Origin of the sequence: Ureibacillus manganicus DSM 26584, assembly GCF_000772945.1 — a bacterium.
In the GTDB taxonomy this organism is placed as follows: Bacteria; Bacillota; Bacilli; order Bacillales_A; family Planococcaceae; genus Ureibacillus; species Ureibacillus manganicus.
In genome coordinates this window covers 150,651-162,661 of the sequence record NZ_JPVN01000004.1, presented here as the reverse complement: position 1 = coordinate 162,661, position 12,011 = coordinate 150,651, and the positions used below count along the sequence as shown (strand labels likewise).

Sequence of the window (12,011 nt, the reverse complement as noted above, 5' to 3'; positions counted from 1 at the left end):
TAGGCTTTTGGCTATCCAAATATAAGAACAATATACCAAAGGAAGGTTCGGAAATTCATTTGGCTGAGTTTAATGAAGAAGAAGCTGCTGTTATACTAATACAACATATAGAGTGGATTATTGGTAGCAAACAAACGGTAAAAGAAAAGCCGCAGACAGTTTTGGAGGAAAGCCAGGCGGATGTGATGAAATCATGGTCAATTCCCAAGTTTTCGACCACGACGCTAGCTTGTGTTTTTGTATAATTATGACAGAAATTACACAAAGCAATAGATTGTAAACAAAATGCCCTAGAATCTTTAGATTCTAGGGCATTTTGTTTCTATTATGGCTTATTCGATAGGAAAAATTAAAGGTTTGGCCTTTTTGAATTTGCATCCGTCAAAGGATCGATATTAATATTGTATTTTATTTTAATGTCCATCTTCTCAAACATTTCAATCCATTTTTTTTCTTCCATTGGTTTTGAGAATGGTCTTTTTGTTTGTATGCCAAGCTGTAATGGATCCACTTTCAATTCTTGCATCTTTTTAACTAGTTCATATGTTTGTTTTTCAAGATGGGTTTCGATATCTTTTTTCATATTTTCTAACTGCTGTGGGTCAAATAATTGCTTCTCTCCCCGGTATTCCTCAATCCTAGTGTCTATATTCACGGTATAGGTCATTGTAGAATAACTGCTATCGATATCTACTATTATTTTAGATCTAACATGACCCAGTACAATTTCGAATTCTGGAATCGGTAAAACTTTTAAGTAGTGGTCGTTGTTTATCAGCTGGAAGATACGCTCATCTAAAGATGAAATAGTTTCAACTAGCTTGTCATCTTTAAACAAGGCTGTACCTTCATAGTTGACCCCATCCTCTTCTATTTTGAATACAGGCAAGAAAGGATCTGAATAAGGAGTATAGAGCAAATGTTTAAATTGATGAAGATTAACGACAGTTAATTCTCCTTGATTTTTTTCCTCATAATGCTTCAGCATTCGGTAAAACGAGTAATCAAAGTTTTCATCTTTGTCCAATTGGCTTTCCAAGTATTCATCAAAATTTCCTTTTACGAGTACTAAATAGATTCTCGGAGAAATATCCGGATCAGTCAATAATACATTTATAATGGACATAATCCCGTCTTTTCCAAGTTCATCACTAATTACCAGCATCCGCATTTGTCCGGATTTAATTTCCTGGTAGAAGTTAAAGTTGTACTTCTGTACTCCCTCCTTTAATAAGCTGACTTCTTGCGACATAACAAACTTATTTTCTTTACTTAGAGGAGGCATAATTGTACTGACTTTTAATTTCCCTTTATCCCCCTTACTAATTGACAAAAAGGTAACGGGAGAAATTTCTTCAATAAGGTTGTTTTCGGTAACAGGGGCACAGCCAGATAACCAAAAAGTCATAAAAAGGAGTATCAATCTTTTACATAGCTTTTTATGTAGAAGCATGTTTTTTAACCCCCTCTTTTTTCATTACTAAAACAATAACAAGTGGAACAAGAAAATAGCTTATGCTTCCAGCTATAATTTGAAGATTAAGTAAAAAGTTCTGCTTCTCCCAAGACTTCCAAAATAATTCATTCACAAGAACCATTCCAATAAAAATAAGGAATACACTGAATAACAAACCTTTACCACTGGTCGGCTTGCTCATTTTACCAAAAGCTATTTTAGATGCTCCATAAAACAATAATAGAAATAGAGAAACTGCAAAAACTAGGTTAAATAATAGAAAGGAAAGCATCATTATATCAATTCGTTCAAACACTGGGTTTTGTAAATAACGGCCCATATTAATAATTGGATATTGAGTTTTACTTAAAAAATTGGAACCGAAATAAAATAAGGATGCTATAAATAGGAATACATACTCTACAACGGTGAGAGCGTTTCCGTAAGACAAATAGCGAAAGGTTTTATTGTTTGTTTTAAGCCATGGTCCCAAAAATACCAGAAATTCCGGACCAGAATAGGAAGACAAAATTAAAAAAACGGCTTTCCAATTTTCTACTTTCCACTCCATTGGAATAAGTGGATACAAATCACTGAGTTGAGCTATTGGAGGGAAGACGAAAAAAACGAAAAATGTGATCATCCAAAATGTACAGAAAAAAGAAATCAACACAAAACGAATGGTATGTTCAACGCCCCTACCTGCGACATAAAAACATAACAACAAAATAAAAAAGACAAGAAAATTTGTATCTGTTGATGGAAGTATAAATGTTTGAACAATTTCGCTGAATCCTAACGTTATGACGGAAATTTTAAGTAGAATAAAGAACAACCCGATGAAAGAGAGAAATCGTACCAATTTTTTTCCAAACAATTGGACAAATCCATTATAACCATTGCTAGATAAACGGGTTAAAAGCCACTTCGATAAAAGAAGAAGGTTTAGTTGGGATAATAACCCTACAGCTATAAGCACCCAAATCATATATGGATTGATCAAGATATTTGGCATAATCAGAAAAAAGTATAGCATTTGGAGGCGATTTACCAACAACATGGCATAGAGCCCATTATAGGTTTCATTCTTTTTAAATAATTGGTGGGTTCCCATCATCATCAAGTCATCTCCTAGTTTTATATCTCTTAAGTTTTAGAGGTTTAAGATGCTCTGGACGCTCCAACATTTTGACTAATGGCCCTCGAATGAATAAGTCAACCCAATCCTTTCCAAAGAAGGGTGAAACTGGCGAAAGATAGGGTTGCTTGATTGAAGACATGCTATTAAGATGGGCTAAAATAGCAATGCTTCCTAGTGCAATCCCAATTATCCCAAGTAAAGAAGAAAAAACAAGAAGCATCAATTGAATTAATGAATTTGCTTTTGTCATAAGGTAGTTGGGAATAAGAAAGGAAGCTATCGTCGAGATTCCAACCATGACAATTAATACCTTGCTAGCGAATCCAGCCTCAACAGCCGCTTGACCAATCACAATACCACCAATAACCCCAAGTGTTTGACCTGTTTTTGTAGGCATCCTTAAACTTGCTTCTTTTATGATTTCAATAAAAATTAACATGATAAATGCTTCCCAAAAAGGAGTAAAAGGAAGCTTGCTCCTTGATTCGACCAACACCAGAAGTGTTTGTATAGGAATCATTTGATAGTGATGAGTTGTCAATGCCACATAGACAGGAATCAATGCGACTGACAGAATAAAACAGACATATCGGATGATACGCAAAAAACTGGCAACTACCCATCGATTAATATAGTCCTCGGGTGATTGGAACAAATGGAAAAAAGTAATGGGTGCAACAAGAGCAAATGGTGTATTGTCTACCAGAAGGGTAATCTTTCCTATTCCCAGAGAATAAGCAACTACATCAGGCCGGTCAGTTTGCTGAAACTGAGGGAAAATACTGTTTTGATGTTCCTCCAGGAATGCCGCAACTTGAGAGGAGTCAAAGAAGAGATCAAAATTAATTTCAGAAATCTTCTCTTTGACTGTTGAAACAAATTCTGGATTAGTCAGCCCCTCTATGTACATTAAAACAACACTTGTCTTACTCATAGAACCGACAGTAAACTTCTCTGTTTTCAGTTCATGTATGGGGAGTCGTCTTCGAATAAGCGTAATATTTTGTTCTACTTGTTCACTAAAGCTGTCTTTTGCTCCGAACAGGATGGTTTCTGTTTCGGAAGTTTCAATGGCACGTCCAGTAGGATTTTTTAATGGCACAGCTAACCAAAGGTTTTGCGAAGAATCAAATAACAAAACGGACCCTGAAAACAACTTTGTTTTTGCCTCTATAAAAATATGATTGGGAATAATTGAGGAATTCACAATGCAATCTTGAATAGACGGTTTGGAACAATTAGTTAAAGGTTTTATAATGCTTTCATTTAAATTTTCTTGGTCAATGAGAGTTCGTATGTAAACAAGATGAATTTTTCGAATATCGGAAATGTCAATTTCCACAAATTCTGCATCATCCATTTGAGTGAGGCTTTTTTTCAGAGCTTCTATCGATAATTCTGATTCAGCTATTGATTGAGTAACAAGCTTACTTTCAATTTGTTTTTTTTTCCAAAACAAACATCCCACCTCCATTATTGAGAAAAAAATTTCTAGTCGTACTTAAAAGGACCATTGTCATACACATTATTAGCAATTTAATATAAAATATACAAAAAAGTAGAGGTGAAACGACCCAAGAGAAACCAAACCAATCCATAATAGATAGGCCTTCTTCATCATAAAGATTGTTATAATAAAGAAGTGTCAAAAGCTGTAGCCTTGGATGCTCTTTTTTTGTCCAAAACACAATCTTACTAGCCAGGGAGTTAAAATTATAGATGAATACAAAGATATAGCAGAGATTCGAAAACAATTTAAGTTGGATGACGATTTACTGAAAATAGTGGTGGAAGATGAGAATACTCCTACTTTGGATACTAAAGAGAATGAACGTGTGTGAAGGCGAGCTGCGAAAAAGATGTGAATACGGAAAAAGTGGAAAGGGTATTTCAGCAGATGGTTGAAGACAAAACGTATGAAATGAAAGCATGCCATATCGTTCCGAGTTACGCGTCTAAGTCCATTAAGATCAGCACAAAAGTAGCGAATATTGCGATCAGTCCTCAAGACTTGAGATATGTCAAACAGGTCAATTATAATGGCAAACGCTGTCTATTGATCGAGGTGGAAGAAGACACGATCATTGAAGGATTTAAGCTGCTTCCGGAAGAACGTTGGAGTAAGAGTAAGAGAGATTGGGTGATCATCCTTCAGCCGGCTTTCTAAAATGGACAAGGGAAAAAACCTCATTTAGCCCTGTTACGGTGAACCGTATCATAAGTAAGTGTGGTTTTTCATTTTATAGAAAATATCAATAATATAAAGAATTAGGAGAAGATTAAATGAACACCAATGATTTAAAAGAAACACCACATATTAAGCCAAACGGAGTAGAAATAGCAGAAACTATACTTTTGCCAGGGGATCCACTACGTGCAAAGTTTATTGCTGAAAACTATTTAGAAAACCCTGTTCTATTTAATGAAGTTAGAGGTATGCTGGGATACACAGGTGAATATAAAGGGAAAAAAGTTTCTGTTATGGGTACCGGAATGGGGTCACCAAGCATGGCAATCTATTCATGGGAACTAATTAATGTTTTTGGAGTTAAAAATCTAATTCGTATCGGTTCATGTGGGGCTATGCAAACGAATATTAAGTTATACGATATTATACTTGCTATGGGAGCAGCAACAAATTCAAATTTTGCACATCAATTTGATCTCCCTGGTCAAATGCCAATTACAGCATCTTATGAACTATTAGAGAAAGCTAAAAAAGTAGCTGATGAAAAGAATTATAAGGTTTTTGTAGGGAATGTACTATCTAGTGATGTTTTCTATAGTGCTAATAAAACAACGGCAACAGAAAAGTGGGCTAAAATGGGAATATTAGCAGAAGAAATGGAAACGACAAGTTTATATTTAAATGCTGCTAGCGCTGGAGTTAAAGCATTAACCATTTTAACAGTAAGTGACCATATGATTACACATGAACAAACAACACCAGAAGAGAGACAAACTTCATTTACAAAAATGATGGAAATTGCTTTAGATATAGTATAAGTAATGAGAGTCATATAAGTTATAAAAGAAGTATCAAAGAACAACTAAACATTCTTGGTACTTCTTTTTTCAATTTTATAAAAGTTAGTAGATAAAACCCCTCATTTAGTTACAGGACGGTGAACCGTATCATAAGTAAACGCGGTTTATAAAGATAATATTGATAAAAAGTGTTTATTAAACTGGGTACATAGCGTGTACATGTGTGATTATTAATTAGTGTACACCCTATGTCTATTATTATTTCTGGTTGAAATTATGAGTAATTTTCATATTTAGTTTAGGGATTGAACCTTTAATATGTTAAATTGCCTACTTCTAACATTCTATTAAATTGTTCTACCGTAAGTGGCTTACTATGAAGATATCCTTGATATTCATCACAATTTATATCTTATCTATATATTACAAATTATTAGACAGTGTTTTAACTAAGAGACAAGAGCCGATAATCTATTAATTCTATTACGTAGGTTTTTTTTGCAGTAAACTATAATAAGAGAATAGTGCCATTAATATAAATAAAACCTATGAAAATAAGCGTCCAAAGCATAGCTAAACATTCAAGGATGGGAAAGGAATGTAATATTATGAAACTTATTGATCTAGAGGTTTTGGATTCACTCTTAGATCAAATTGCCGTATTAAATAGAGATGGGGATATTATGGCTGTTAATAGATCTTGGGTGAATTTTTCAATTGAAAACAATGCTGATCTAGATAAGACGGGGATAGGGAACAATTACTTGACTGTTTGCCCAAAGGAAGTTCAAGAAGGAATAATTCAGGTATTAAAGGGTACAAAGGATCATTTTAATTATGAATATCCGTGTCATTCTGATTGTGAACTTCGGTGGTTCGTATTAAGAGTTACTCCAATTAAAATAAATCAGAACAATGGTGCAGTTGTATCACATGTAAATATTACGGATAGAAAACTTGCAGAGATTAGACTGGAAAGAAATGAACAGCTGTACAGGCATATTGCTGAAAACTCGACTGATTATATTTCATTGCATACCCTTGATGGAAAATATACATACGTTTCACCAAATCACTCCCATGTATTAGGGTACACATCTAAAGAGATGGTGGGAAGATCTCTGTATGATTTCATGCATGATAGAGACATAGAAAATATCAAGTTATTAAATGATAGTAGTCATACAGATACGATAGATGAAATTAAAACAATAACCTATCGATTTAGATGTAAAAATGGGAAGTATATTTGGATTGAGTCAAAATATAAAAGGGTTTTATCCTTAGATAAGATAACAGATGAGATTATATGTATCTCTAGAGATATTACAAAAAATAAGCAGAAGTTATTAGAGTTAGAGGAAGAAAAGAAATTATTAAAAAAGACAATCTATACCGACACATTAACAGGGGTTTTTAATCGAAGGTTTTTTAACCGCCATTTAAAAAAGGTGTATCAAGAGTATCTCCTACATAATATTGTCTTTTCTTTATTAGTCATAGATATTGACTATTTTAAAAAATATAACGATACATACGGTCATAGAAAAGGGGATGAGTGCCTAATTAAAGTAGCAGATACACTTGCTAGTGAGGTTAGAGAAAATGATCGTGTATGTAGAATAGGCGGAGAAGAGTTTTGTATTATCTTGCCTAATACAAATAAAGACGAAGCTATATCTTTGGCAGAAAGGCTTTGTAGGAAAGTAGAAGAATTGAAAATTCTTCATACAAAGTCAGATGTCAGTCCATTTGTTACTGTTAGTGTAGGTGTTACAACTGCAAATATAAGCCGTGATATTGCAAAAGTCAAACAGGAACAATTTTTTATAATAGCTGATAAGGCATTGTATAACTCTAAAAGAGGCGGGAGAAACCGAGTAAGCTTTCGTTAGAAAAGGACCACCATGTGATAAAGTATAGACCCAGAAGAAAATATCTCGTGCCTTCCACATTTAGTGGCCTAGTGTAACTATTTCGAGGGTTCCCTTCTTACTTTTTCCTTTATCTTCAGAGTTAGGTCAAAAACTATGAAAAGTAGTTACTCCTCACATAGACTTGTTACGGTGAACCGTAACATAGGTAAACGCGGTTAGTCATAACTGCAGCCAAGTTACGTAAAAATGATAAAGAAAAGAAGATAATTGGGGAGATGGGAACATGGAGAAGGCAAAGGTTCAAACTGGAATTGAACAGTTTTTCAAAAAAAGGGTAGAAAAAGACGCCAAAATTCAAAATGCATATTTGCGTGTTCATTCAGAGAAGCACGGGATTGACTTTCAAATGGCTACTGGAAAAGAGGCTATCCATTCTGAACAACCATTTTATATTGCTAGTATTAGTAAACTGTTTACTTCCGTTTTGTTTGGACAATTAGTTGAACAGGGGTATTGTTCATATGAGGACAAAATTTCAAAGTATTTGGATGCTGAGATTTTAACAAATCTGCATATTTACAAAGAGAAGGATTACTCAAATGAAATCAAAATCAGACATTTATTAAATAACACTTCTGGCCTAAACGATTTCGTAGAGGATAAGCCGGTTAAAGGAAAGTCAATGCCTGATTTGCTTGTTGATGAACCAAATCGAATATGGACTCCACTTGAAGTGATTAATTGGGCGAAGGAGAACATGAAAAATCACTTCCCTCCAGGACGGGGATTCCATTATTCCGATACAGGATATCATTTATTGGGATTTATTATTGAAAATATCTCAGGTTTACCTTTCCATGAGGTACTAAGGAAGAATATTTTTGAGCCTCTAGAGATGAAACACTCTCATTTCTCTCGTACTGAACCAATAGAAAAAAGTCCATATGAGGTAGCGAAGTTTTATATTCGTCAAACAGACATGACGAATAGCGAGAGCTTGGGCATTTTGTATGCTGGAGGCGGTATCGTATCTACTACCGGTGACTTGTTAACGTTTATGAAAGCACTAGTAAATGGTAAAATGCTAAAGAAAGAAACTATTGAAAAAATGAAAAATGACTGTGGTAAATTCTTTTTAGGAATAGATTATGGGTATGGATTGATGAATATAAAAACGATTCCTTTGTTAATGCCGGCAAAATACAACTCTTGGGGAAATGCTGGATCTACGGGTTCATTTATGTTTTATCACCCGGCTACGGATGCCTATATTATTGGAACCTTAAACCAATTTGGATATGGTCAAAAAGGGATTAGGTTAATGCTTCAATTAGCGGATAAGCTTCTAAAGGCTACAAAAAAAGTTGAGGTATTACTGTAAAAGAAAATTTCAAAAGAAATAACGAGGCATCTAATTTAGATTAAACTGCGTTTTATGAAAACATAAAAACCTCACATACTCGAGTTACCGAATACCGTATCAAAAGTAAGTGAAGATATACAATAAAAATAAAAAACACATTGGAATTTATTTGTTGTTTCCAATGTGTTTTTATGTTGTTATATCAAGGTTAACAAATATTTCTTAAGTTATTATATAGAAAATATCAACGTCTAGTTGATTGATTTGAACTCGCCCTCAATTGTTAGAAAAAAATTTTCAGCTGTAGTTTTTATCTTATTTTGTATAGTTATCAAAGTATCCTTGAATATAGACCATTGGTGTACCTTTGTCCCCACTACCAGAAGTTAAATCAGATAATGATCCAATTAGATCAGTTAGTCTACGTGGCGTAGTACCTTGTGATTCCATCGAACCAACTAGGTCTTCGTCTTTGTTTTGGATAAATTCAGAAATAGCTTGTTTTAGATCTTCTCCACGAAGATGAGAGAAATTGTTATCTGCCAAGTATTTTAATTTCACTTCGTTTGGAGTACCGTCAAGTCCTTGTGTATAAGCAGGAGATACAACAGGGTCCGCAAGCTCCCATATCTTACCTACTGGATCTTTAAATGCCCCATCTCCATAAACCATTACTTCAACAGTTTTACCTGTTACTTCTTTGAGTTTTGCTTGAATCCCATCAACGATTGGTTGACAGTTGTTAGGGAATAACTTTACGCTGTCTTCCGTTGCTTTATTTGAACCTAGTAGACCATATTCTTCATTAAATCCACTACCATTAATTGATTGGGAAAGAATATTATCAAGTCCATATACTTTTTCAGCACCGTTGTTTGTTAAAATACGTTTTGTTCTAAAACGTGAGTGAATATCACATGTTAAAACGCTCTTTGTATAGTCAAGAATAGTTTTAGGATTGTTTGAGAAAATCACTTCACAAGTTGCGCCTTCAGCTTCAACTAAAGATTTATAATAATCGATGTAATCAACACCAGTGAATGTATGTTTGTTATATCCGAAATATTCACGGAATTGAGTCTCAGTCAATACATCTGTCCAAGGATTGACGCCTTTAACATCTAGCTCATCGATATCTACTAGGTGATTACCTACTTCATCAGATGGGTAACTTAACATTAATACAATACGCTTTGATCCTTTAGCAATCCCACGTAAGCAGTTTGCAAATCGATTACGACTAAGAATTGGAAAAATAACACCAACAGTTTCATCGCCAAATTTTGCTTTAACGTCTGTTGCTATATCATCAATAGTTGCATAGTTTCCTTGTGCACGAGCAACAATGGATTCAGTGATTGTAACAATATCACGATCCTCAATTGAAAATCCCTCAGTTTTTGCTGCATTTAATACCGTATCAACTACGATTTGTTCTATATTATCACCATTGTTGATGATAGGACCGCGAAGTCCGCGGACTACTGTACCAACGGCTCTTGTCAATTTAATCTCTCCTCTAAGTGAGTATAATTTATGTAGAAATACTTAAGTCTGTTTAAACATTATAAGTTTACTATACCCTCCAAAGATGATATAAGTAAAATTAATATTTATAATATGTGATATAAGGAGAACTTATATGATTGGGAACTTGGATTTATATCGTATATTTAACGTAGTTAGTGGTAATAAAAGTTTTTCTAAAGCAGCACAGGAATTATATATGACACAATCTGCGGTCAGTCAAGCCATTATGAAGCTTGAAAATGAATTAGAAATACAACTTTTTTATCGAACATCTAAGGGCATAATATTAACTAATGAAGGAAAACTATTAAATGAATATATTAATTCTGCATTAGGAATGATCGACGTTGCAGAAGAAAAGATATTAGAAGTTAATAAATTAAATACTGGACAATTACGTATCGCGGTTGGAGATACAGTCTCTCGTTACTTTTTGTTGCCTTATTTGGAAGAGTTTCATGCAAGATACCCCGGAATTAGATTGAAAATTCTAAATGGAACTACATCAGAAATTTGTGATTTTATTAAATCCGGAAAGGCAGATGTGGGGCTATGTAATTTGCCAATCCATGACGAGAACCTTCAAATCATACCTTGTAAGGAGGTTCATGATATTTTTGTCTGTGGAGATAAATTTAAAAGAATGATCGATAAACCGATCAGTTTTGAGTATTTAATGAAAATGCCATTAATTTTTTTAGAAAGAAAGTCCAACTCACGAGTATATGTAGAAAATTTCTTTAAAAAAAGAGGTTTTCAAATTTCGCCTGCGTTTGAACTTGGGTCACATGATTTAGTTTTAGAATTCACAAAAATAAATTTAGGTATTTCTTGTGTAGTAAAAGAGTTTGCAAGTGATTATTTAGAAAGTGGAGAGTTATACGAGTTAAAGCTAGAAGAGGAAATTCCAAAAAGGAGTATTGGTATATGTTACTTGAAAAATGTTCCTTTATCCCGTGCTGCTGGAAAGTTTGTAGAAAGGATACATAAAGTTTGAAATATACAAACTGCATTTAAATATATTACGTTGAGCCGTACCATAAGTAAGTGCAAATTCTTAAAAACACCAAAGAGAACGCTGTATTCTGCGTTCTCTTTTTGAAAGTCTATCCTTATTTAGTGGCTTATTGAATCTATTTCGAGAGTTAATTCCATATTTTTTCTTTTTTCTTCTGAATATGGCCAAATTTGGTTGGCTTTTTTGATTAGATTGTCTAATTGGTTGTTATCAATATTTTTGCCTTTAATTTTCAAATTAATGGATAATTTATATCCATCTTTCTCATCTTCTAACAATTTAACATTGGCTGTGACTTGTGATTCTAAATTCAATTTTTCTTTATTCGCTACTATTTGTAAAGCACTATCAAAACAAGTTGCGTATGCTGCTGCGAACTATTGTTCAGGATTTGTAACTTGCTCTAATTCCTCGTCTCTATTAGTTCCTGGTATAGCGGTGGCCATATTAATGACACCATCTGATGATTGGACTTTTCCCTCTACGCCCCCATAAGTTGTTACAGTCGAACTATAAAGAATTTCAGACATCTAATTCATCTCCTTAATTAAAGGTCATACCCATAATTACTGTTCCCTATAGATGTCTTTTTATGTGTAAATAAAAATAAATGGAAAAATTTATAGAAATTAATAATA

10 protein-coding genes and 2 pseudogenes are annotated in these 12,011 nt (G+C 33.8%); 6 read left to right on the top strand and 6 right to left on the bottom strand.

Features of this window, described 5'->3' with window-relative positions:
• Positions 1-59: 59 nt before the first annotated feature.
• Positions 60-245 (top strand): hypothetical protein, encoded by a 186-nt coding sequence (locus CD29_RS04575; protein WP_036183399.1) that lies wholly within the window; start codon positions 60-62, stop codon positions 243-245.
• A gap of 104 nt (positions 246-349) precedes the next feature.
• On the opposite strand, the gene CD29_RS04570 is transcribed toward CD29_RS04575, so the two are convergent.
• From CD29_RS04570 to CD29_RS04560, 3 genes are read right to left on the bottom strand one after another with little or no spacing between them, the layout of a single operon-like run.
• Entirely contained in the window at positions 350-1,453 is a 1,104-nt protein-coding gene (locus CD29_RS04570; protein ID WP_036183397.1) for a Ger(x)C family spore germination protein, read from the bottom strand.
• Positions 1,440-2,576, bottom strand: a complete 1,137-nt coding sequence (locus CD29_RS04565; RefSeq protein ID WP_235801776.1) for a GerAB/ArcD/ProY family transporter — start codon at positions 2,574-2,576, stop codon at positions 1,440-1,442. The genes CD29_RS04570 and CD29_RS04565 overlap by 14 nt, the downstream gene beginning before the upstream one ends.
• A gap of 4 nt (positions 2,577-2,580) precedes the next feature.
• Complete coding sequence (locus CD29_RS04560; RefSeq protein ID WP_036183394.1) at positions 2,581-4,056, bottom strand: spore germination protein; 1,476 nt, start codon at positions 4,054-4,056, stop codon at positions 2,581-2,583.
• A gap of 331 nt (positions 4,057-4,387) precedes the next feature.
• Here CD29_RS04560 and CD29_RS04555 point away from each other — a divergent pair.
• From CD29_RS04555 to CD29_RS04540, 4 genes and pseudogenes are all read left to right on the top strand, one after another.
• Positions 4,388-4,764 (top strand): annotated as a pseudogene (locus CD29_RS04555) (DUF4317 family protein); the annotation flags it as partial.
• 116 nt (positions 4,765-4,880) lie between these two features.
• A complete protein-coding gene (deoD, locus tag CD29_RS04550) occupies positions 4,881-5,603 on the top strand; it encodes a purine-nucleoside phosphorylase (protein ID WP_036183388.1) in 723 nt (240 codons plus the stop codon).
• 590 nt (positions 5,604-6,193) lie between these two features.
• Entirely contained in the window at positions 6,194-7,480 is a 1,287-nt protein-coding gene (locus tag CD29_RS04545; RefSeq protein WP_036183385.1) for a sensor domain-containing diguanylate cyclase, read from the top strand.
• Between the two features lie 265 nt (positions 7,481-7,745).
• A complete protein-coding gene (locus CD29_RS04540) occupies positions 7,746-8,843 on the top strand; it encodes a serine hydrolase domain-containing protein (protein WP_036183383.1) in 1,098 nt (365 codons plus the stop codon).
• Positions 8,844-9,140: 297 nt separating this feature from the next.
• Here CD29_RS04540 and CD29_RS04535 read toward each other — a convergent pair whose 3' ends face one another.
• A complete protein-coding gene (locus CD29_RS04535) occupies positions 9,141-10,331 on the bottom strand; it encodes a coenzyme F420-0:L-glutamate ligase (RefSeq protein WP_036183381.1) in 1,191 nt (396 codons plus the stop codon).
• 136 nt (positions 10,332-10,467) lie between these two features.
• Between CD29_RS04535 and CD29_RS04530 the strand changes: the two genes are divergently transcribed.
• Positions 10,468-11,352, top strand: a complete 885-nt coding sequence (locus CD29_RS04530) for a LysR family transcriptional regulator (protein ID WP_036183379.1) — start codon at positions 10,468-10,470, stop codon at positions 11,350-11,352.
• Positions 11,353-11,471: 119 nt separating this feature from the next.
• Here CD29_RS04530 and CD29_RS20915 read toward each other — a convergent pair.
• Positions 11,472-11,738 (bottom strand): annotated as a pseudogene (locus CD29_RS20915) (OsmC family protein); the annotation flags it as partial.
• Positions 11,739-11,750: 12 nt separating this feature from the next.
• Positions 11,751-11,903 (bottom strand): hypothetical protein, encoded by a 153-nt coding sequence (locus CD29_RS20910; protein WP_408056597.1) that lies wholly within the window; start codon positions 11,901-11,903, stop codon positions 11,751-11,753.
• Positions 11,904-12,011 lie beyond the last annotated feature (108 nt).